Source organism: Nonomuraea sp. B208, from assembly GCF_057536035.1.
The window spans coordinates 37,746-58,729 of the sequence record NZ_BAAJOU010000020.1 but is presented as its reverse complement, the minus strand read 5'-3'; the positions used below and the strand labels follow the sequence as shown (position 1 = coordinate 58,729).

Below are 20,984 nucleotides of genomic sequence, written 5' to 3'. Positions count from 1 at the left end.
CAAGTCAGGGTGAATTCTCTACCCAACTGACCGGCTTTACACCAACAAAATCGGGCATCCAGCCACAAGCTGGATGCCCGATATCGATTGGTATCTACAGTTCGGCGATGGCTTTCTCAAGGATCCCCAGGCCCTCTTCGAGCAGGTGCTCGGGCATGACCAGCGGGGGCAGGAAGCGCAGGACGTTGCCGTACGTGCCGGCGGTCAGCACCAGCAGGCCCTCGGCGTGGCAGCGCTTGACGACCGCCTGGACGGCGGTGGGGTTCGGCTCCTTGGTGCCGGGCTCGACCAGCTCGATCGCGATCATCGCGCCCCGGCCGCGCACGTCGCCGATCACGTCGAAGCGCTCCTTCATCGACTCCAGGCGCGGGAGCATGATCTCGCCGATGCGGCGGGCCTTCGCGACGAGGTCCTCCTCCTCGATGGTCTCCAGCACGCCCAGGGCGGCCTCGCAGGCGAGGGGGTTGCCGCCGTACGTGCCGCCGAGCCCGCCCACGTGCACCGCGTCCATCAGCTCCGCGCGGCCGGTCACGGCGGCCAGCGGCAGGCCGCCCGCGATGCCCTTAGCGGTGGCGATGATGTCGGGGACGACGCCCTCGTCCTCGCAGGCGAACAGGGTGCCGGTGCGGGCGAAGCCGGTCTGCACCTCGTCGGCCACGAACACGATGCCGTTGTCCTTGCAGAACTCCGCGATGCGCGGCAGGAAGCCCCTGGCCGGCACGATGAAGCCGCCCTCGCCGGCGATCGGCTCGATCACCACGGCGGCCACGTTCTCGGCGCCGATCTGCTTGGTGATGGCGTCGATGGCCTGCGCGGCGGCCTCCTCGGCGCAGTTGTCCGGGCCGGTCGGCCACCGGTACGGGTACGCCAGCGGCACCCGGTACACCTCCGGCGCGAACGGGCCGAACCGGTGCTTGTAGGGCATGTTCTTGGCGGTCAGCGTCATCGTCAGCAGCGTGCGGCCGTGGTAGCCGTGCTCGAAGACGACGACCGCCTGGCGGCCGGTGGCGTGCCTGGCGACCTTCACGGCGTTCTCGACGGCCTCGGCGCCCGAGTTGACGAGGAAGGTGCGCTTCTCGTGGTCGCCCGGGGTGAGCTCGTTCAGCTTCTCGCAGACCCGGACGTACGACTCGTACGGGGTCACCATGAAACAGGTGTGGGTGAAGTCCGCGACCTGCTTCTGGACCCGCTCGACGACCTTGGGCGCGGCGTTGCCGACGTTCGTGACGGCGATGCCGGAGCCGAAGTCGATCAGCGAGTTGCCGTCGGCGTCCTCCACGACGCCGCCGCCGGCGCGGGTGACGAAGACCGGCAGCGTGGTGCCGATGCCGGCCGGGACGGCCGCCTGCTTGCGGGCCAGCAGCTCCTGGGACTTGGGGCCGGGGATCGCGGTGACGACGCGCCGCTCCTGCGGAATGCTCATGCCTCCGACGCTACGGTGGCCTTCTACCTGGGCCGATACGTCGATATGGCACACTGGGGGTGCTCGTCTTCGCCGGAATGGACAAAACCCGAACGGAACAATCCGAATGCCGCCTACGCTGCAGACCGTCGTGCGCCGGATGGGCCTGCGGCCGCTGGCCGGAGGGCTGCCGCCGGACACCGTGGTGCGCTGGGTGGCGGTGAGCGAGCTGGCCGATCCCACGCCCTACCTGGAGGGTGACGAGCTGCTGCTCACCACCGGGCTGCGGCTGGAAGGCGACCTGGCCGGATATGTCGGGCGGCTCGTGGCGCGGGGCGTCGCCGGGCTCGGCTTCGGCGTCGGGGTCTCCCACGCCGAGGTGCCCCCCGCCCTCGTCGAGGCGGCCGGGCGGGCGGGGCTGCCGCTGCTGGAGGTGCCGCGCGAGACGCCGTTCATCGCCATCGGCAAGGCCGTCAGCGAGCTGCTGGCCGCCGAGCAGTACGAGGAGATCACCCGCGCCTTCGCCGCGCAGGGGCGGCTCACCCGGGCGGCGCTGCGGCCCGAGGGCATGCACGCGGTCGTCGACCGGCTGGCCAAGGAGGTCGGCGGGTGGGCGGCGCTGCTCGACGAGACCGGCGCGGTGCGCCACGCCACGCGCGGGGCCCGTACGGAGGGGGTCACGGCCGAGCTCGGCCGGCTCCTCACCGGCCACCCCAGGCCCTTCGTGGCGGGGGAGGAACGACAGGGGGAAGGCGGCCGGGGGCGGTGGCCGGCCAGCCTGGCGCTGTCGGCGCCGGGGGAGCACATCGTGGTGCAGCCGCTGGGCGGCGCACGGCCTCGTGGGTTCTTCGCCGTGGGGGCCAGGGAGGCGTTCTCGCCGGTCACCCACACGGTGATCAACGCGGCGGGCTCGCTCCTCACGCTCGCCATGGAGCAGGGACGCACCCAGGCCGCGGCCGAGCGCCGCGTCCGGTCGGCGGCGCTGGACCTGCTGCTGTCCGGGGCCGGGCAGCAGGCCCGTGACGTGCTGGCCGCTCTCGGCGGACGGCTGCCCGAGCCGCCGCTCACGGTGCTCGCCGCGCGGGCCGACGCCCTGGACGTGCTGGAGACCCGGGTCTTCGCGGCCCCCGAGCCCCACGCCGGCGACGTGGTGTTCGCGCTCGTGCCGGAGGCGCTGGTGGTGGAGGTGGCGGGGGAGGCGGACGCGCCCGTCGGGGTCAGCCTGCCCGCCACGTACGACTCGGCGTCCCTGACCACCGCCCTCGACCAGGCCAGGCGCGCCCTCGCCGCCGCCGCTCAGCACCCGACCGGCCCTCGGGTGGTGCGGTTCGGAGAGCTGGCCGGGCAGGGTCTGCTGGGGTTGCTGGACCAGGCCACGGCCCAGGCGTTCGCGACCGCGCTGCTGGCGCCGCTGACCGCGTACGGGTCCCGCGCCGACCTGGTCGAGTCGCTGCGCGCTTATTTGGAGAGCAACGGCCACTGGGACGCCGCCGCCCAGCGGCTCGGCATCCACCGGCACACCCTGCGCTACCGCATGCGCCGGGTCGGCGACCTGCTGGGCCGCGACCTCGACGATCCCGGGGTGCGCGCGGAGCTGTGGCTCGCCCTGGAGGCGGCCCGCCGTTACCCGGTCACTTCTTGCGCGACCGGTAGCAGCTGACGACGGCCGTGGTGACGGTCTCGTACGTGCTGCCGTCGCGCAGGTGCCCGGCCCGCTCCAGGCTGATCGCCCCCTGGGCGGCGGCCCACAGCGCGTCGGCGACCTTGCGCGGCTGGGTCGGCGCGAGATAACCGGCCGAGATGCAGTCGGCGATCACCCGGTCGAGGATGTTGAGCGCGGCCCGCGCCAGCGTACGGGCGCGCTCGCTCGGCTCGAACCCGGGGATGGCCCGCTCGAACATGAGGCTGTAGTAGCCCGGCTCGGCCAGGCACGCCTCCCGGTAGGCCGGCCCGAGGGCGTTGAGGTGCTCCAGCGGGTCGCGCCGCTGCGGCACCGACTCGAGAAAACGGCGGAAGCGCTCGAACCCCTCCAGATAGAGCGCCTCCGCCAGGCCCTCCCGGTTGCCGAACATCGTGTAGATGACCGTCGTCGTGCAGCCCGCCTCGGCGGCGATGCGGCGCATCGTCAGGCTCTCGGGCCCGTCCGTCTCCAGCAGGTTGACCGCCACGTCGAGCAGGCGGGAACGCAGTTCGTCATGGCCGGCGCGCTCTCCCAGGAGATAGGCGCCCTGCAGCCCCATGGGCGTCGAGGTCATGAGACCACCTCCCCGGCGGCCGAGGACTTCGTCGTCCTGGTGACCTCACGCTGCTCGGTCACGGGGCCCACGCCTTTCTGATCGGGGGCCCGCCGCGCTGGAGACCCGCACTCGATGACTTAGCCAAGGCGGAGTTCCCTCAAACCCCTCCCCACGGTAAACATCCCGAATTAGGTCTACTTCTGTTACATCCTGGGTATACAGAGGGGCTTGTACTTAACGGTGAGCGGTCGCGAGGCTCTTGTGCAACGTGGTGTAATTCCCCGGTCCCGGGCGTGACATAACGTCTCCGTATGGACGTGCGTAGCTTCTGGCTGAACGGCAGCCCGGCGACCGGGGACTCCGAGCTCACTGTCACCAACCCCCACGACGGCCGGGAGGTCGGCCGGCACTCCGTGCCCACCGACGCCCAGGTGGAGGAGGCCGTCGCGGGCGCCCACGCGGTCGCGAAGGAGGCCGCCGCCCTCCCCGTGCACGTGCGCGCCGAGGCCCTGGCCCACGTCTCGCGCCGGCTGGCCGAGCGGGCCGACGAGATCGCCCGGCTCATCTCCGCCGAGAACGGCAAGCCCATCCTCTGGGCGCGCGGCGAGGTCTCGCGGGCCGTCGCCACGTTCCGCTTCGCCGCCGAGGAGACCCGCCGCTGGTCGGGCGAGGTCCAGCGGCTCGACACCGAGCCGGCCGCGAACGGGCGCCTGGCGTACGTGTCGCGGGTGCCGAAGGGCCCCGTGCTGGCGATCACCCCGTTCAACTTCCCGCTGAACCTCGTCGCGCACAAGGTGGCCCCGGCCCTCGCCGTCGGCGCGCCGGTCATCGTCAAGCCCGCGCCCGCCACCCCGCTGTCGGCGCTGGTGCTCGGCGAGATCCTGGCCGAGACCGACCTGCCCGCGGGCATGTTCTCGGTGCTGCCCCTGCCGAACGAGCGCGCCGCCGCCCTCGTCGATGACCCGCGCCTGCCGGTCGTGTCGTTCACCGGCTCCGCGCCCGTTGGCTACGCCATCGCCGACCAGGTGCCGCGCAAGCACGTGACCCTGGAGCTGGGCGGCAACGCGGCGGCCGTCGTCCTCGCCGACGCCGACCTCGACTGGGCCGCCCAGCGCGTCGCCCTCTACTCCAACTACCAGGCCGGGCAGAGCTGCATCGCCGTCCAGCGGGTGATCGTCGAGCAGCCCGTGTACGACGCCTTCGTCGAGCGCCTGCTGCCCGCCGTCGAAGCCCTCGTCACCGGCGACCCGGCCGACGAGAAGACCCAGGTGGGGCCGCTCGTGTCGGAGGCCGCCGCCGAGCGGGTCGAGCAGTGGATCCAGGAAGCCGTGGCCGGCGGGGCCCGCCTGCTGGCCGGCGGCACCCGCGACGGCGCCACGATCGCGCCGACCGTGCTCGCCGACGTCCCGCAGGACGCCAAGGTCGCCTGCGAGGAGGTCTTCGGCCCGGTGCTGATCCTGCAGCCGGCCGCCTCGATCGACGAGGCGTACGCGATGGTCAACGACTCGAAGTACGGCCTGCAGGCCGGCGTCTTCACCCGCTCCCTCGACGCCGCCTTCCGCGCGAACCGTGAGCTGGAGGTGGGCGGCGTCATCATCGGCGACGTGCCCTCCTACCGGGCCGACCAGATGCCGTACGGCGGCGTCAAGGACTCCGGGATCGGCCGCGAGGGGCTGCACTCGGCGATGGAGGACTACACGTACGAGAAGGTCATGGTCCTCACCGGCCTGACCCTCTGATCTCCCCGGCCGACCGTGGCGCGCGTCCTCACCCCTGAGAGCTGAGGGCGCGCGCCACCGTCAGGCTGTCCTCATAAATGTGGTAGCGGGTGATGAATCCGCCCTCGACCGTCAGCCGCAACGCGAACGGCGAGCTGTACGCGACCCCGCCTTCCCCCCGCACCGTCTGGACGATCTCGCCGAACACCACGGCGTCCGCCCCGTCCACCAGGATCCGCGTCACGGACGTGCCGTTCAGCTCGGGCACGTGATACGCCTCCAGGGTCCGGAAGTGGTCCGCGACATCCGCCCTGGTCCGGCGGGGCCGGATCCACGGCACCGCCGGGTGCCCCTCGTCCGGCCAGTCGAGCCGCCAGTCGACCGGCTCGGCGAACAACGCGGCGACGCGCTCGTGATCGCCCTCGGCCATCCTGCGCAGCAGCTCTTCCACGACCTCACGGGTGCTCTTCTCGCTCATGCCCCGACCCTCCCACCCCGGAGGTCAAGCCGTCGATTACGTCCCAGGTAACCCCCGAGGGCCCGCCGTGGTGGCGGGGGTAACTAGTCGAAGGGGATGCCGTCGAAGCTGCCCGACAAAGACGGGCGGGTGGAGAATGCCGTCCAGCTCAGCGTTACCTCGTGGGTGCGTCCGCCGGTCTCGGCGCGGAGCGTGGCGGTGGCGCGGCCCTCCGAGGTGAGCTTGATCGGTCCGCTGACCCGCAGGTCGCGCACGAACCGCACCTCGTCGAGCGTGACGTCCTGGCCGAAGGTGACCTGGCCACCGCGCAGCCCTGGCTCGTTCTGCACTCTTGTATAGACGGTGCTGTTGGGGTTGCGGCGGGCGATGGCGTCCGACGCGGTGGCGAAGGTGGCCGCGAGCACCCGCTGCTGGGCGGTGCTGAGCTCGCGGGCCGGGTGCGGCGGCACGTCTCCTACGGTCTGCGGGAAGGCGCCGAGGGCGCGGTAGTTCTCGCCGGTGCATTTCTGGTCGGTCACCTGCTTGGTGGTCAGGAAGGTGCGCAGCATGCCGCGCACGCAATCACCCATCGGCGAGGCGGGAGACGTCAGTGCATGCGGTCCGAACGGGACTCGCACGACGGTTGCGTTGGGAAAGGCTCGCAGCGATCTCGCCACTTCGGCGGGGCTGTTCATGTCAAGCTCCCCCGCCATCACCAGGACGGGCACGGTGGGCAGCGTCTGTCCAGGTGGGCGCGGCGGGCTGTGGCGTGGAGTCGGCCAGTTGATGCATGGCTCCACGGTGCCGATCCCAGGGAAGATGTCGCTGATCTGATAGGGCGCCAGCGGGCGTACCCGCTCGTAGTAGCGCTCGGCCTGCGCCTGGCGTTCGGTCGCCGAGGCCAGCCGGTCGAAGGGGAAGCTACCGTCGCCGCAGCGAAAGCCCAGATAGCCGGCAACATACGGATCGTTGGCCGGTGGAAGCGTTGTGGGAACCAGCCGTGCCAGGCGGCGCAGTGGAGCCGGGTCGCCGCGCAGGTAGGCGTTCGCGGCCGCGGCGGCCTCCCGGCCGAACACCGGCTCAGACATCCTCTTGAGCGCTGAGGTCTGGAACACCGACACTTCCGGATCGGGCTGCTCCCGTAGCCTGTCCACCAGGCGAGTCCAGGTGTCGGAGGCGCTGCCCGGTAGGGCGTCGCACGCTCTCGACCGTTCGCAGACGAGATCGAACTGGCGGCGCCATGACCAGTAGTTCCCCCAGTTCGCGTATCCGTCGGGGTCCACGATCATGGAGCTGTCGAGGAATATCGCGTCCAGGCCGCCTGGATGCCGAGCGGCGTACGCCTGGGCGTACAGGGTGCCGTAGGAATTGCCGTAGAAGCTCACCTTGCCTACACCGAGTGCCTTCCGGATCGCGTCGAGATCATGCGAGGCCTGGTCAGCGGTGAAGTACGCGCCCCGCGGCCCCACGCTCCTGGCGCAAGCCGCGATGGTCTCGGGCTTCTCGATGCCGGCTCCTTGGCAGAGCAGCGGCGAGGACTTCCCCATTCCGCGCGGATCCATGACCAGCAGGTTCTTGCGTTCGAGCACAGGTCCGAGAACGCGCTGCATCTCGGGTATGGTCGGCAGAGTCGGGCCTGGCCCTCCGAGATTGGCTACCACGGTTCCGCCGGCTCCCTCGGCCGGAATCCAGGCGAAGGCCACGGAGATGCGTTCGGAGGAGGGGTTCTCCCAGTCGAGGGGGACATCGATGCTTCCGTCGCAGCGTGTGGTCGCGTTCGCGCAGTCGTGCAGGCCGGTCGGAGGAGCTGGGGTGCCGGGAAGCAAGGCGGCGGCCAGTGCGAGCCCTAAAGCTTTTACGATCATGCTCCCGAGTCTCGTTGTCCGTGCGCCGAATTTCTTCGGCCGGTCGGAGGATCCCACCCGGGACCCTGCTCCCAGAGCTGTCAGCGACCACGGGGTGATCTCGGCTCATCACCCCTGATCACGGTAAGGGCGGCAGCCGGCGACTGTCAGGCTCACGCTCGGCGCCCGCTTCGAGACGCTGCTCGCGCCCTCCGGTCTCCTGGGGTCGCATGCCAGCCGATGCAGACAGCGTTCCTCGCCCGCCCGACCGTCACGAACTCGGCCGGGTCGGATACCCAGGGCCTCTGCCATGCACGGGTTTCCTGACTACAGAGTGGGGAATCCGCGAACCCGCGCGCTCGGCGGAATCAGGGGGAAGGCGACGGCGGGCTGCGGACAACAACAGGTGACCGACGTCCTCACCACCGCGAGGCTTTCGCATGCATGAGCCCTACCTGACCGCTCCTCCGGATGCACCGTCGCGGGACGACGCCGTGTGGATCGAGCGGTCCTGGGACGAGCCCGAGTGTTTCGGCGCCGTTTTCGACGCCCACTACGCCGAGATCCACCGGTACGCCTCCCGGCGGCTCGGACCGTACGCGGCCGACGACGTCGCCGCCGAGACGTTCGCCCTGGCCTTCCGCCGGCGCCGCCGCTTCGACCTGAGTCACCGCAGCGCCCGCCCCTGGCTGTACGGCATCGCGACCAACCTCGTCAGCCGGCACCGCCGTGACGAGGTGCGCCTCCTGCGAGCCGTGGACCGGCTGAACCCCCTGGCGGAGCCGCCCCGGGGCCACGAGGACGAGGTGGCGGCCAAGGTGAGCGCGCAGCACGTCAAGGGCACGCTGGCTCGCGCCGTCGCCGCCCTGCCCGCCGCCCAGCGGGACGTGCTGCTGCTGGTGGCGCTCGGCGGGTTGAGCTACGACGAGGTGGCGCAGGCCCTGGACGTGCCCTTCGGCACGGTGTCCTCGCGGCTCAACCGGGCTCGCGGGAAGCTGCGCAAGGCGCTGGGCGAGAAGAACCCCCTGCTCGATGAGGAAGAGGCCTGACGATGAACGACCTGGATCTCGTCCGCGGCGTGTACGACGACCCGCCTCCTCCGTCCACGGCCACCGCGGCGGCCGCCCGCCGTCGCATGCTGAGCCAGGACGACCGACTGCCGGCGCGCCGCCTCACGTGGCGCATGCCGCTCGGCCTGGTGGTCGCCGCCACGGCCACGGCGGTGGCGGCGGTCCTGGCGTTCTCGCCCGGCGGCGAGTCCGTACGGCCTCGTCCCAGCGTGACGATGGACCAGTCGCCCCGCGGCATGATGCTGGCCGCCGCCACCCAGGCGGAGCTGCAGCAGGAGGGCCGCTACTGGTACTCGCACCAGCGCACCGCCTTCGCGGCGCTCGCGCTCGGCCGCACCGGCGGGTACGTCGTGGAGGAACGCACCGAGTTCTTCGCATGGACGGGACAACGCCGTGGCGACGGCGCTTCCTTCTACGGTCGTGACTTCCCTGGTGAGCTGCAGACCGAGGAAGACGTGGACGCCTGGCGCGCGGCGGGCTCCCCGTCGAGCTGGCAGATCCGTTCGTCGGGCCGTATCAGGACTCTCGCGGCCGAGCCCGGCCCCTGGCAGGAGGACGACCCGGACGCCCGGGGCGGCGGCGTGTTCGACGTCGGCGGCCTCGGCCGGTTCACCTACCAGGAACTCCAGGACCTGCCCACCGACCCGGAGGACCTGCGCGAGCTCCTGTGCGAGGGCTCGATCAAGCTCGCCGACGGCCGCACCGGCGCGCCGAAGAGCTGCGAGGAGCCCACGAGCGTGCTCGACCAGGTCTTCTCCCTGCTCGCGAACACGCCCGTCCCGCCCAAGGTGCGAGCCGGTCTCATGCGCCTGATCACCGACCATCCCGGCGTGCAGCGGCTGGGGGTCGTCAAGGATTCGCTCGGACGTGTCGCGGTCGCGCTCGCGGCCCCGTTCGAGAGCGCCGACGGCCGCGGGACGATCCAGCGGCAGGTGCTCTTCGACCAGCGCACCGGCGAACTGCTGGGCAGCCGCGACATCCAGCTCGAACCGGGCCCGGACAGCGAGAAGTGGCAGGTCACCGGCAGGGTGCTGGACTACTGGGCGATCGTGGACTCGGGCTGGACCGATGCCCGGCCCGTCCTGCCCAGGTAGCCGACGCAGAGGAGGTCCTTCGGCCCGCTGCCGATCCTCAGAGATCCCTTCCGGCCTCTGAGGCGGACAGCCGGTGCGCCAGGGACTCCAGCGTGGCGATGATCTGGGTGACCTCCGCAGGCTCGACGCCCAATGCTCTGGCCAGGACGTCATCGACCGTCGCCGCGTCGGCCTGCCGCTGTCCTTGCTCACGCATGCCCGGCGCGGGGCGTACCAGAGTGCGCCGCCGGTCGGTGGGGTCCGGCTCGGTGACCATCACCCCGGTGTCGCGGAACTTGGCGACCGTCGCCGACACCAGGCTCTGCGGGAAGCCGGTGCGATCGGTGATCTCGCCGATGGAACTGCCGGAGTGCTCGAAGACGTCGACGAGGATCGTGCGGGCACTGGCCGGCAGCGCGTGGAAGCCCGACCGGGGAATGGCGTCCTGACCGATCCGGATCAACTTGTGTCCCAGCAGGAACAGTTCGAGCCCGTTCATGACGTCCATGATGCACCAATCGACAGATGTATCTGTAATCTGATACATCTATTTTCTGATGCATCTCCGAGTCGATGCATCATGGATGAAGGGCACTGCTGATGATCTCGAAGAACCTGCACGTCCCTGGAGCGCGACTGCGCTACCTTCTGCGCGGCACCGGTCCGCTGCTCCTCCTGGTCGCGGGCGGGGACGGAGACGCCGCCGCCAGTGACGACCTGGCCGCCCAGCTCGCCGACAGGTACACGGTCCTCACCTACGACCGCCGTGGCCTGTCCGCCAGCACCCTCGACGACCCCGGTGACCCTCCGACCGTCACCACCCACGCCGATGACCTGCACCACCTGCTCGCCGCGCTCACCACCGAGCCCGCCTACGTCTACGGCAGCAGCATCGGCGCGCTGATCTGCCTCGAACTGGTGTCCCGCCACCCCGAGCAGGTCAGGGTCCTGGTCGCGCACGAACCTCCCGCGACGCAGTTGCTCCCTGAGCCGGAGCGCAGCCGCGCCAGGCAGGAGCAGCAAGAGGTCGAGGACATCCACCGGGCACAAGGCGCTCTCGCCGCCCTGCGGAGGTTCGCGGCTCTCGCGGCCATCGACCCGGCCGACCGTGAACCCGACGTCGCGACGACGCCGCCCGGGCCGGAGCGTCTGCCCAATCTGGAGTTCTTCCTGACCCACGACGCGCCGGCGGTCCGCCGTCACCTGCTGGATCTGTCCGCGCTCAAAGCGGCGTCCACCCGCATCCTGCCCGCCGTCGGTGAAGCCTCCGCGCACATCTGGGCGCACCGATGCGGCCGCCTGCTCGCGGAGGAGCTCGGTGTCTCGTACGTGGAGTTTCCCGGCGGCCACAACGCGGGTGTGTTCCGGCCGCGCGCCTTCGCGGCACGTCTCCACGAGGTGCTCGACTCGGCGGGGGCTGTGTCCGGCCCGCTCGGGACGGACCGGGCGGGTGACGAGCCCGCCCGGTGAAGGCCGTGTCAGCCGACCGTGACGACCGGGCACCTGACGCTTCCTTGGGCGGAAACGGCCCGCCTCCCGGTTGACCCCGGCTCGCCGCTCAGGCCAGGGTCGCCCGCAACTCGCCCACCGCTGGACGAAATGCCTGTTCGGGGGGCACCGCGTGCAGGACCATCCTGGCGGTCTCCAGCACGTGGGCCGTGCGGAATCGTTCGGGGACGGCGGCTATGGTGGTGGCCGCCTGGGTCGCTCCTTGCTCCACTCCGCCTCTGGCGATGGCGGCCCATGCCTCGTGCAGTTGGATGTTTGTCGCGTACACGTAGTCGCGCGATCGGCGGAGCAGGTCCTCGCGGGCTCGTGCCGCTGCTTCCCGGTCTCCCACCAGCGGCAGGCGGTGCCGTGCTGTTCCAGCCGGGTGAAGGCGTTGGCCTGGATGGCGGCGAGCAGCGCGGTCACCCGGTGCAGTTCGGCGAGCTCGCTGCCCTTGGCGAGCTCGATCTGCCGCGAGAGCGTGTCCAGGTCGATGGAGAGGTCGTGGGCCTGCGCGGGTGGACGGTGCCTGAGGGGACGCCAAGGGCATCGACCCCTACAGCCAGGCCTACACCTACGGCAAGGTCGGCAACCTCACCACCATGACCGACAACGGCCAGACCGCCACCTACACCTACCCCGCCCCCGGCGCGAGCGCCGTGCGCCCCAACGCCGTCACCAGCATCACCCGCCCGAACGGCACCGACACCTACGCCTACGACGCCAAGGGCCAGCTCAGCGCCCGCACCGTCGCCGGCAAACAAGGCACCTTCACCTGGGACCAGCTCGGCCAGCTCACCCAGGCCACCATCGACGGCCAGCAGACCAACATGGTCTACGACGCCTCCGGTGAGCGTTTGATCCGGCGCGACCCCGACGGCAGCACCACGCTCTACCTCGGCGCCATGGAGCTGCGTCTGTCCGCCGGAGCGGTGGCCGGCAAACGCTATTCCAACAGTGCCGACGGAGACCTGGTCGCCATGCGCGACGCCGGCGGCGTCACCTGGATGCTCACCGGCAAGCACGGCAGCACCCAACTGGCCGTCAACGACACCACCGGCACCGTCAGCCGCGAACGCTACCTGCCTTCGGCCAACGCCGCGGCGCCGACGGCCTCCCCTTCACCGACCGCGGCTTCCTCGGCAAGACTGAAGACGCCTCCACCAGCCTGACCTACCTGGGTGCCCGCTACTACGACCCGGCCATCGCCCGGTTCATCTCCACCGACCCCGAACTCGACCTGCGCACCTCCGAATGGGCCAACCCCTACTCCTACGCCGCCAACAACCCCATCGACCTGGCCGACCCCGACGGCCGCCGCGTCGACACCGGCAGCCGGGAGTCAGATGCGACCTTCGCCAAAACCCACCACGCCAGCGGCAAGAAGAAAACCAAGACCGAGAGAAAGATCCACAAGCAGCGTCAGAAGCAATACGCCAAACAGAAACGAGAAATAACGGCATGGAAGAAGCGCGAAGCGCAAAGGTCTCGCTACTACAGCCGTGACGCTCACATCAAGAAGGAAGATATAGAGGCCTTCCGCTGGCAGTTGGCCAACGCAGGCGGTGTCACCGACGGCGCACCGATGGCCTCGTTCAATGCAAGGCGCGGGTACGCCAACCTGAGACCTCAGCCTAGAAAGTTCAAGGCGCCGGACTGCAACAGCTTTGTGCCAGGAACGAAAGTCCTTATGATGAAGGACGGCACCCTCAAGGCCATCGAGGACGTCAGGATCGGTGACACCGTCATGGCAACGGATCCCGAGACTGAGACGACGTCGGCGAAAGCCGTGACGGCACTCCTTGCCAACGAAGGCGGTAAAAATCTCGTTGAGCTGACCATCCGGACAAGCGACGGAGGCGACAAGAAGACAGGCGAGGGCGACCAGGCCGCCAGCACGGTGACCGCCACCTACCAGCACCCGTTCTGGATCCCCGACCTGCGGGAATGGGTCGATGCCGGCGACCTCCGGCCAGGCATGTGGCTGCGAACCTCCGCTGGAACGCACGTCCAGGTCACAGCCGTCAAAAAGTGGAGCGCCACCCAGCGGGTACACAACCTGACTGTCGCCGACCTGCCCACGTACTATGTGCTGGCGGGCGGTACGCCGGTCCTGGTTCACAACTGCGACGGCGATGTTCATTGGGTCAACGAGAACGCCAACATGAGTTCCACGGCGCGGGCTTATGATGCGGGTGCGGCGGGTTCCAGAGCTGGCGTGGCTCCGGCGCTGCAGTATTATAACGCTGGCGGAAAGAGCCTGTCGCAGATCAAGTTCGATGGATTTGATGCGGCCAATGGAGTGATGATCGACCGAAAGGTGAGCGTCACGACTTTCAATAAGACATACCGGCAGGCCATGAATCAATCTCTAGCGCTTGAGCAGAACGGTTACACGGGTCGATGGGAAGTCCCCACTGCAGCCGAGGCGGTGCGGGCTCGGAAGGTCCTCGGCGACCTCCTGATCACCAACATTCAAGTGAGGGTTGTTCCCTGATGGATGTCAACAAGGTTCTGGTTCGCGCATTCGTGAGCGTCGTCGTCTCGATAGACTTGACGGACGATGAAGACATTGATCCGGACATCGCGACGGACATTCTCGAGCCGGCTGCCGCTCTGTTTCGCGATCTCCCGGAAGAGGGGCGTCGGGAAGTCACTTCTCTGATCCTTGAATGCGCCGAACTGGAAGAAAACCCGGAGCGTCAGAGGGCAATTCTGGGGCTCCCGGAAGCCATCGGCCTTCTCGGCGAAGGCTGACCTCGATGACTCACGAGGTGGTCGTCCCTTCTGATCGATTTCGGCTGATGTAGTTTTCTGCCTGATCGTCCTGTTCGATCCGGGCGAGTGGCGCGTCGGCCTACCCGAGACGCTTGGGCGGACGGCGGTTCCGCGGGCCGCGAGGGGATCCCATCGCTCCTTTCCGGGATCGGCGGGAAACGTTCGCACTGGTCAGGGGGGCGCCGGCAGAGCACGCAGACGCTGCCAGCAGATCAGGAATGCGTCCTTCCATGGCCAGGTGACGCTGATCTTCAGCATCCGCCGACGAGCGTGAGAAACCAGCCGGGCGGGCAGGTGCCAGAGGCAGTAGCGGAGGGTCTGCGGCTCAGCGCGGGCCAGCCCGGCGTCGTCGTGCAGGCCTACCAGGGCAGTGATTCATCGGTTGTGTAGTCCTGAGCATCGGAGTATGAGCGCCACTTGACTCCTGGCATATTCTCCGCCCAGAAAAAATCGCCTGGTGCTCTTGCTGCCAGGGTGATGTCATGACCTTCGCCGGGATCGTCGCTCGGGTGGACGAGAGCCAGCCTTCTCGCCGCAGAGGATGCGCGAATCGTTGGCCGGCCACTTCCATGCAGGGAAGGGGAGCTCATGGCTCCCTTCCCGAGACCAGAGCCAATCTGCCGGGACTCCTTGCGCGACTTTCGTCGCAGGAGCCCCCAGGATTGCCTCCAGGATTGTGGCGTGAATCAAGAAATCTGAGAGCTGCTCGCCCGTCTGTCGCCACGGGGTCGGTTCGTCGGAAGGCTCTCGCTCATATACGGAGCGATCTTCGCTTCTCGGATCGAATGCCCAAACCCGAGTTCCTTGGTTCTCAACCCAGAACGGAATCATTCCGTCTTCTGCTGCGAGTTCCCCGAGGGGGATGGCGTAGTTGTGTGAGGTAACCTCCCCGCCCCACTGGGCGGAGATTTCGTGCCACTCGACAAGCTCCCTCGGTGCATCAGGCGATTCTCCCAGTCTCACATTGGGTGAGTTCGGGGCGCCGTACCACCTCCGCAGAAATCGCAGCAGGTCCGGGCTGTCCGTGAGGGCGAGAGAATTCATGTGAGACATTATGCGCTACATGCCAGGCGTCGACGGGGACTGATCGGCAAATCGCTAAAGCAAAACGGGAGCCCATAGGTGGGGTCCCGTGGGTCATGACGGCAGTAGTTGACGGCAACCTCAGCGGACGAGCGAGGCGCAGGGTGGCCGTTCGTCGCTGTCGGAGCGTGCCGTCTCGGTGGTCTCCCGGCCGACGAGGGCGGTGCCGAGGGCGGCGATGGCGTCGCGCTGGAGGCGGGGGACGTGGGCGTAGACGGCTGTGGTTCAGGTCAAGACGGGCTCGGGTAAGGGAGCGCTGAAACAGGCTTTGAGAACTCAGAGTCTGACGGATTATCCAGTCATTGTTTACCTCCCGCAAGGGCGAGGAAGTGTGATCAAGAGTCTTGAGCAGGCCGGCATCATGGTCACTCGCGACAAGAATGTCCTGCTGGATGTCTTGGCTCCGTAGTCCAAGATGCGACATAAGCGCCCGTCACGACAGGAAGATCCATGCGGCCTACCATCGTTCTCCTCAGTCCCCCAGAGAGCCATCAGCACATCGTGGCCCGTCTGCAGCAGGCTGGCGCCTACAGTGAGGGTGAAACCTTTGATCGGCTGGATCGAGGAGAATGCAGCTTCGGCGTAGACGCGTCCGGGGATGTCGTCGATGAATTCGATCAGGAAGAAGTGGATGAGATTCGCCAGAAGATTGGCGAGTTTCAGGCGATCACTCTTGAATACTCGGGAGTGTCTTGCATTCGCGATCTCCTGGGCGAAGTAATCCAGGGGCTATCGGGCTTGCTGGATACGAATTACGGCGAAATCATCGAATATGGAGAGGTTCTAGCGCGGTTCCAGAGAGAACCTTTGTGGGATTGGCGATTCGCGGTGGGTGAATAACCTCCCCGGGCGGGTGCGGTAAATGGCGACAGGGGGCAGGTTGATGACCTGCCTCCTCTTCCTCTAGCGGCTCTTCGAAGTTAAGCGGGGTTTAGGTGTCCGCGGCCGCGTCGGGTGGTGGCGCATCGGGTACGTAGTCGCTGGTTTTCGGGATTGCGGAAGCCGTAGGCGTCGCGGGCGACTGTTTTGATGACTCGGTTGGTGCCTTCGGAGCCGGCGTTGGTGATGCCCGTGCGGAGGAACGCGAGGATCTCGGGCCACCAGGTGTCGATCGTGGTGGCCAGACGTTCGAGTTCGAGGCGCAGCGGTCGTCCTGGACGGTGTCGGGGGTGGACGTGTTCGCCTTGGTCTGGGTGGTGACGCGGGAGAGCCAGTCGGTGGTGGCGTCGTGTGCCAGGACACGTTTGATTTGGCCGTTGCCGCCGAGCGAGCGGGTTTCCAGCGCATCCGGGGCTCTTGACGGCAACGTCAGTGGACGACGGCTGCGGCAGGTGGCTCAGGGTTTGTCCAGAAAAACACCGTACAGTCCCAGGCGGACCAAGATCCCAGCGGAGTCGATCGAGATGCCTTCAACGCCTGAAAATCCCAGTACTGGAAGGATCGAGCGGCAGGATTTGCTGGACGATGAACGCTGTCGACGCGAGTGAGCGACTGATCGAGCTGGTTCGCGGGAACGATGACATTGCTAACCACGCCGATGGCTGTGATGCAGGGACGATGGCCGCCGCCGAGAGCCATCTGGGTGCGGCCTTCCCTCCCTCGTACCGCCGTCTGATCGAAGGGTTCGGGACCTGGGATATCGCGGGTGAGGAATTCCTCGGCGTATATCAGACGCCTGCGATGGGGCAGAAACTGCTGGGTTCAGTCACGGAAACCCTGGATGCTCACATCCGGTACGGAATGCCATCCGATCTGATTGTTGCGATGTTTGACGGACTGGGTGGACTGGTCGTTCTCGATTCTTCTCGTGTGAATCAGGAAGGCGAGTATCCTGTTCTCGTTTGGCACCCCGGAGTTGCTGACCGTGAGAGTATGGAGAGACTCGGGGACGATTTCGGGTCCTTCGCGTTCGCGCTGAGAAAACGAGGAGCCTCGCCAGGTATTCCCGGCGAGACTCCTGCGGTTCTTGAAGGCAACGCTGATGGCAAGGGGACCAGCAGGAACTTCGTGCGCTTCAACGAAGGTTTGAAGCGAAAGCTGGAGCAGCAGGCTGGCTGACATCCGGGCCGACCCGGGCGTCGGATGGAGGGAGGGCGCGCTCGCGCCCTCCCTTGATGACAGACTCAACCTGGCGGCGGTTGGTCAGCCGACCGTCACGACCGGGCCCGAGGTGGCGGGGGAGTCGTCGTCGAGGTCGATCTCGACGCCCATCTCCTCGGCCAGGCGCAGCGCCTCCTCGATCAGCGTCTCCACGATCTGCGACTCGGGGACGGTCTTGATGACCTCGCCCTTGACGAAGATCTGGCCCTTGCCGTTGCCCGAGGCGACGCCGAGGTCGGCCTCGCGGGCCTCGCCGGGGCCGTTGACGACGCAGCCCATCACGGCCACCCGCAGCGGCACCTTCAGGCCCTCAAGGCCGGCCTGCACCTGGTCGGCCAGGGTGTAGACGTCGACCTGGGCCCGCCCGCAGGACGGGCAGGAGACGATCTCCAGGCCGCGCTCGCGCAGGCCCAGCGACTCGAGGATCTGGGTGCCGACCTTGACCTCCTCGACCGGAGGGGCGGACAGCGAGACGCGGATGGTGTCGCCGATGCCCTCGGCGAGCAGGGCGCCGAAGGCGACCGCGGACTTGATCGTGCCCTGGAAGGCCGGCCCCGCCTCGGTCACGCCCAGGTGCAGCGGGTAGTCGCACTTGGCGGCGAGCAGGCGGTAGGCGTTGATCATGACGACCGGGTCGTTGTGCTTGACCGAGATCTTGATGTCGCGGAAGCCGTGCTCCTCGAACAGCGAGCACTCCCACAGGGCGGACTCGACCAGCGCCTCGGGGGTGGCCTTGCCGTACTTCTGCAGCAGGCGGGGGTCGAGGGAGCCGGCGTTGACGCCGATGCGGATCGGCACGCCGTGGTCGGCGGCGGCCTTGGCGATCTCGCTCACCTTGTCGTCGAACTTCTTGATGTTGCCCGGGTTGACCCGGACGGCCGCGCAGCCCGCCTCGATGGCGGCGAAGACGTACTTCGGCTGGAAGTGGATGTCGGCGATCACGGGGATCTGCGACTTCTTCGCGATAATGGGCAGCGCTTCGGCGTCGTCCTGGGACGGGACGGCCACGCGGACGATCTGGCAGCCGGACGCGGTCAGCTCGGCGATCTGCTGCAGGGTGGAGTTGACGTCGGCGGTCACCGTGGTCGTCATCGACTGCACCGAGACCGGCGCGTCGCCGCCCACGGGCACGTTGCCCACCATGATCTGGCGGGAGTGGCGGCGTTCGGCGAGCGGCTTGGGACGGACCGACGGGATGCCGAGAGCTACGGAAGACATTTCAACCCTTACTGTGGCGACGAGTTCAAGTTTATGTAGCTAGCGGGACTGCCCCGCCGTGAGTTCGGCCGCGCGGGCGCGGGCCCAGGCGTCGGCCGCGAGCACCTCGTCGACGGACTCGGCCGCCGTGACCCGGTGCTCCTCCACCACCTTGGCGACCGTGTCGACGATCGCCAGGAACGGCAGCCTGCCCCCCAGGAACGCCTCCACGCACACCTCGTTGGCGGCGTTGTAGACGGCGGGCGCGGTGCCGCCCTCGGTGCCGACGTGCCTGGCCAGGGCGACCGACGGGAACGCCACGTCGTCGAGGGGCTCGAAGGTCCAGGTGTGGGCCTTGGTCCAGTCGACGCCGCGGGCCGCGCCGGGGACGCGGTGCGGATGGCCGAGCGCGAGCGCGATCGGCAGGCGCATGTCGGGGGGACTGGCCTGGGCCATGGTGGAGCCGTCCACGTACTCGACCATGGAGTGGATGATCGACTGGGGGTGGACCACCACGTCGATGCGGTCGAAACCCAGGTCGAACAGCAGGTGTGCCTCGATGACCTCCAGCCCCTTGTTGACCAGGGTGGCCGAGTTGACGGTGATGACGGGGCCCATCGACCAGGTGGGGTGGGCCAGCGCCATCTCGGGCGTGACGCCGGTCAGCTCCTCGCGCCGCCGCCCGCGGAACGGGCCGCCGCTGGCGGTGACGACGAGGCGGCGGACGCTCGCCGGGTCGTACGCGCCGGGCCCCGCCGCCCACAGGCACTGCTGGAGCGCCGAGTGCTCGGAGTCGACGGGCAGGATCTGGCCGGGCGCGGCCAGCCGCTTGACCAGCGGGCCGCCGATGATCAGGGACTCCTTGTTGGCGAGAGCGAGGGTGCGGCCCGCCTCCAGCGCGACCAGCGTGGAGGTGAGGCCGAGCGCGCCGGTGATGCCGTTGAGCACGGTGTCGCAGCGCCAGGCCGCCGCCTCGGCGACCCCCTCGGGACCGGCCAGGACCTTGGGCCGGACGCCGTGCCCGGCCAGCGCCTCCTTCAGCGCGGGCACCGCCGCGGGGTCGGCCACCGCCACCGCCTCGACGCCGAACTCGGCCGCCTGCCGGGCGAGCAGGTCGACCTTGGCGCCGCCTGCCGCCAGCGCCACGACCTCGAAGCGGCCGGGGTCGGCGGCGACGACGTCGAGGGCCTGCGTGCCGATGGAGCCGGTGGAGCCGAGCAGGACGACGGACCTTGCGGGGGGACGGTGGGTCTCTGCGTGCACCTGTCCATTGTCCCCGGTACGGGACGCGCCCGGGCACGGGGTGCGGTACGTCCCGAAATTCGTTTACGCATGTGACGGCAGAGAATGAGCCGTATTTGTGCCGGAATATGGCTATATCGGTATGCGCATATCTTGAGAAATTCGCATATTGCGGCGGCTACCTTCCAACCTCACGTCCGGTTTCGGGAGGTACGTAATGCACCGCAGACTCGCTCTGCTCTCCACCCTTGCCCTTGCCATGGGGAGCGCCGCCGCGCTGCTGCCCACTACCGCTGCGCAGGCCCAGGGGTCGGCGGCGGCGCGGCCCAAGCCCGCTCAGCATGCCGCCGCGGACTCGGCCGGCGAGCGCCGGCAGGTCGTGCGCTACTGGACGGAGGCGAGGATGGAGGCGGCCGAGCCCCTGAGCCCGCCCAACCCGGCCAAGGGCGCCAAGGTGTCACCCGCCGACGTGCGAGCCCCGTCCACGGCGGCTGCCCCGTCCATAGCGGCCCCGACCGCGGTGGCCCCGACCCCGGCGGCTCCCGCGCGTCAGTCGGCGCGCAGCGGTGGCGCCGCCTGGACCGGCGGCGGGGCCGTGGTGAGGACCACCGGCCGGATCTTCTTCACCACCCAGGGCCGTAACGCCTCCTGCTCGGGCTCGGCGGTGACCAGCGCGAACAAGAGCGTGGTCATCACCGCGGGCCACTGCGTCAAGGTGAACGGCGCCTTCCACACCAACTGGGTCTTCGTCCCCGGCTACGACAAGGGCGCCCGCCCGTACGGCACCTGGGCCGCCACCAAGCTGCTGACCACCCCGCAGTGGGACGCGAGCGAGGACGTCGACCACGACATGGCCGCCGCCGTGGTCGCCCCGCTGGACGGCAGGAGCCTGGTGGACGTGGTGGGCGGCCAGGGCGTGGCCTTCAACCAGCCGCGCCGCCGGCAGATGTACGCCTTCGGCTATCCGGCGGTGGCCCCGTACGACGGCTCGAAGCTCGTCTACTGCAGCGGCCGTGCCTTCGACGACTACCTGCTCTCCGACGACCTGGGCCTGACCTGCGACCAGACCGGCGGCGCCAGCGGCGGCCCCTGGATGGTCGGTTTCGACGAGTCGACCGGGCTCGGCACGCTCAATTCGGTGAACAGCTTCAAATACGGCTTCGCCCCCAACTGGATGTTCGGCCCCTATTTCGGGAACGAGGCCCAAGCCGTCTACCAATCAGCACAGACCAGCGGCGTACTCTGAGCAATTCACCGAAAGTAGTCACAACGACACGGCCGGTGGTGCAAACTCG

The 20,984-nt window shown here is 68.7% G+C and carries 20 protein-coding genes and 2 pseudogenes; 12 read left to right on the top strand and 10 right to left on the bottom strand.

What is annotated here, in order from left to right; translation table 11 throughout:
* Positions 1–94: 94 nt before the first annotated feature.
* The gene (gene gabT, locus AC27IY_RS15475) at positions 95–1,423 is read right to left on the bottom strand and encodes a 4-aminobutyrate--2-oxoglutarate transaminase (RefSeq protein WP_344205257.1); all 1,329 of its coding nucleotides are present in this window, start codon (positions 1,421–1,423) and stop codon (positions 95–97) included.
* 106 nt (positions 1,424–1,529) lie between these two features.
* Between gabT and AC27IY_RS15470 the strand changes: the two genes are divergently transcribed.
* A complete protein-coding gene (locus AC27IY_RS15470) occupies positions 1,530–3,062 on the top strand; it encodes a PucR family transcriptional regulator (protein WP_487178349.1) in 1,533 nt (510 codons plus the stop codon).
* Here AC27IY_RS15470 and AC27IY_RS15465 read toward each other — a convergent pair.
* Positions 3,034–3,657: a TetR/AcrR family transcriptional regulator gene (locus AC27IY_RS15465; protein ID WP_344205254.1), complete on the bottom strand. Its 624-nt coding sequence runs from the start codon at positions 3,655–3,657 to the stop codon at positions 3,034–3,036. The two genes, AC27IY_RS15470 and AC27IY_RS15465, sit on opposite strands and share 29 nt — an antisense overlap.
* A 293-nt stretch (positions 3,658–3,950) precedes the next feature.
* Here AC27IY_RS15465 and AC27IY_RS15460 point away from each other — a divergent pair, with 293 nt between their 5' ends.
* Positions 3,951–5,378, top strand: a complete 1,428-nt coding sequence (locus AC27IY_RS15460) for an aldehyde dehydrogenase family protein (protein ID WP_487178348.1) — start codon at positions 3,951–3,953, stop codon at positions 5,376–5,378.
* Positions 5,379–5,406: 28 nt separating this feature from the next.
* On the opposite strand, the gene AC27IY_RS15455 is transcribed toward AC27IY_RS15460, so the two are convergent.
* Together AC27IY_RS15455 and AC27IY_RS15450 are read right to left on the bottom strand one after the other, a co-directional pair.
* Positions 5,407–5,835 carry a nuclear transport factor 2 family protein gene (locus AC27IY_RS15455; protein WP_487178347.1) on the bottom strand — a complete coding sequence of 143 codons (429 nt, stop codon included), beginning with the start codon at positions 5,833–5,835 and terminating at the stop codon, positions 5,407–5,409.
* Between the two features lie 83 nt (positions 5,836–5,918).
* Positions 5,919–7,679 (bottom strand): alpha/beta fold hydrolase, encoded by a 1,761-nt coding sequence (locus tag AC27IY_RS15450; RefSeq protein WP_487178346.1) that lies wholly within the window; start codon positions 7,677–7,679, stop codon positions 5,919–5,921.
* Positions 7,680–8,098: 419 nt separating this feature from the next.
* Between AC27IY_RS15450 and AC27IY_RS15445 the strand changes: the two genes are divergently transcribed.
* A complete protein-coding gene (locus AC27IY_RS15445; protein ID WP_487178345.1) occupies positions 8,099–8,707 on the top strand; it encodes an RNA polymerase sigma factor in 609 nt (202 codons plus the stop codon).
* A 2-nt stretch (positions 8,708–8,709) separates the two neighbouring features.
* A complete protein-coding gene (locus AC27IY_RS15440) occupies positions 8,710–9,822 on the top strand; it encodes a CU044_5270 family protein (protein WP_487178344.1) in 1,113 nt (370 codons plus the stop codon).
* A 37-nt stretch (positions 9,823–9,859) separates the two neighbouring features.
* Here AC27IY_RS15440 and AC27IY_RS15435 read toward each other — a convergent pair whose 3' ends face one another.
* Positions 9,860–10,300 (bottom strand): MarR family transcriptional regulator, encoded by a 441-nt coding sequence (locus AC27IY_RS15435; protein WP_423445530.1) that lies wholly within the window; start codon positions 10,298–10,300, stop codon positions 9,860–9,862.
* 101 nt (positions 10,301–10,401) lie between these two features.
* Here AC27IY_RS15435 and AC27IY_RS15430 point away from each other — a divergent pair, with 101 nt between their 5' ends.
* On the top strand, positions 10,402–11,271 hold the full coding sequence (locus AC27IY_RS15430; RefSeq protein ID WP_487178343.1) for an alpha/beta hydrolase: 870 nt from the start codon (positions 10,402–10,404) through the stop codon (positions 11,269–11,271).
* 88 nt (positions 11,272–11,359) lie between these two features.
* Here the strand turns inward: AC27IY_RS15430 and AC27IY_RS15425 are convergent, their stop codons facing one another.
* Positions 11,360–11,641 carry a hypothetical protein gene (locus tag AC27IY_RS15425; RefSeq protein WP_487178342.1) on the bottom strand — a complete coding sequence of 94 codons (282 nt, stop codon included), beginning with the start codon at positions 11,639–11,641 and terminating at the stop codon, positions 11,360–11,362.
* A 196-nt stretch (positions 11,642–11,837) separates the two neighbouring features.
* Between AC27IY_RS15425 and AC27IY_RS15420 the strand changes: the two genes are divergently transcribed.
* Positions 11,838–12,461 (top strand): hypothetical protein, encoded by a 624-nt coding sequence (locus AC27IY_RS15420; RefSeq protein WP_487178451.1) that lies wholly within the window; start codon positions 11,838–11,840, stop codon positions 12,459–12,461.
* Positions 12,434–12,544 (top strand): annotated as a pseudogene (locus AC27IY_RS15415) (RHS repeat-associated core domain-containing protein); the annotation flags it as partial. The gene AC27IY_RS15420 and the pseudogene AC27IY_RS15415, both read left to right, overlap by 28 nt.
* Before the next feature lie 87 nt (positions 12,545–12,631).
* Here the strand turns inward: AC27IY_RS15415 and AC27IY_RS15410 are convergent.
* Positions 12,632–12,802, bottom strand: coding sequence for a hypothetical protein (locus AC27IY_RS15410; RefSeq protein WP_487178341.1), 171 nt, complete (start codon positions 12,800–12,802; stop codon positions 12,632–12,634).
* Positions 12,803–12,982: 180 nt separating this feature from the next.
* Here AC27IY_RS15410 and AC27IY_RS15405 point away from each other — a divergent pair, with 180 nt between their 5' ends.
* The 3 genes from AC27IY_RS15405 to AC27IY_RS15395 all read left to right on the top strand — a co-directional run bounded on the left by AC27IY_RS15405 (position 12,983) and on the right by AC27IY_RS15395 (position 15,990).
* Positions 12,983–13,786 carry a polymorphic toxin-type HINT domain-containing protein gene (locus AC27IY_RS15405; protein WP_487178340.1) on the top strand — a complete coding sequence of 268 codons (804 nt, stop codon included), beginning with the start codon at positions 12,983–12,985 and terminating at the stop codon, positions 13,784–13,786.
* On the top strand, positions 13,786–14,046 hold the full coding sequence (locus AC27IY_RS15400; protein ID WP_020546240.1) for a hypothetical protein: 261 nt from the start codon (positions 13,786–13,788) through the stop codon (positions 14,044–14,046). Before AC27IY_RS15405 ends, AC27IY_RS15400 begins: the two co-directional genes overlap by 1 nt.
* A 1,605-nt stretch (positions 14,047–15,651) precedes the next feature.
* Positions 15,652–15,990, top strand: a complete 339-nt coding sequence (locus AC27IY_RS15395; protein WP_487178339.1) for a hypothetical protein — start codon at positions 15,652–15,654, stop codon at positions 15,988–15,990.
* Between the two features lie 80 nt (positions 15,991–16,070).
* On the opposite strand, the pseudogene AC27IY_RS15390 reads toward AC27IY_RS15395, so the two are convergent.
* Positions 16,071–16,286 (bottom strand): annotated as a pseudogene (locus tag AC27IY_RS15390) (transposase); the annotation flags it as partial.
* A 328-nt stretch (positions 16,287–16,614) separates the two neighbouring features.
* On the opposite strand from AC27IY_RS15390, the gene AC27IY_RS15385 reads away from it, so the two are divergent.
* On the top strand, positions 16,615–17,208 hold the full coding sequence (locus tag AC27IY_RS15385; protein ID WP_487178338.1) for an SMI1/KNR4 family protein: 594 nt from the start codon (positions 16,615–16,617) through the stop codon (positions 17,206–17,208).
* Positions 17,209–17,292: 84 nt separating this feature from the next.
* Here AC27IY_RS15385 and ispG read toward each other — a convergent pair whose 3' ends face one another.
* Together ispG and dxr are read right to left on the bottom strand one after the other, a co-directional pair.
* The gene (gene ispG / locus AC27IY_RS15380) at positions 17,293–18,468 is read right to left on the bottom strand and encodes a flavodoxin-dependent (E)-4-hydroxy-3-methylbut-2-enyl-diphosphate synthase (protein ID WP_364450273.1); all 1,176 of its coding nucleotides are present in this window, start codon (positions 18,466–18,468) and stop codon (positions 17,293–17,295) included.
* A 39-nt stretch (positions 18,469–18,507) separates the two neighbouring features.
* Positions 18,508–19,710, bottom strand: coding sequence for a 1-deoxy-D-xylulose-5-phosphate reductoisomerase (gene dxr, locus AC27IY_RS15375; protein ID WP_344205244.1), 1,203 nt, complete (start codon positions 19,708–19,710; stop codon positions 18,508–18,510).
* A 196-nt stretch (positions 19,711–19,906) separates the two neighbouring features.
* Here dxr and AC27IY_RS15370 point away from each other — a divergent pair, with 196 nt between their 5' ends.
* A complete protein-coding gene (locus AC27IY_RS15370) occupies positions 19,907–20,935 on the top strand; it encodes a trypsin-like serine peptidase (RefSeq protein ID WP_487178337.1) in 1,029 nt (342 codons plus the stop codon).
* Positions 20,936–20,984 lie beyond the last annotated feature (49 nt).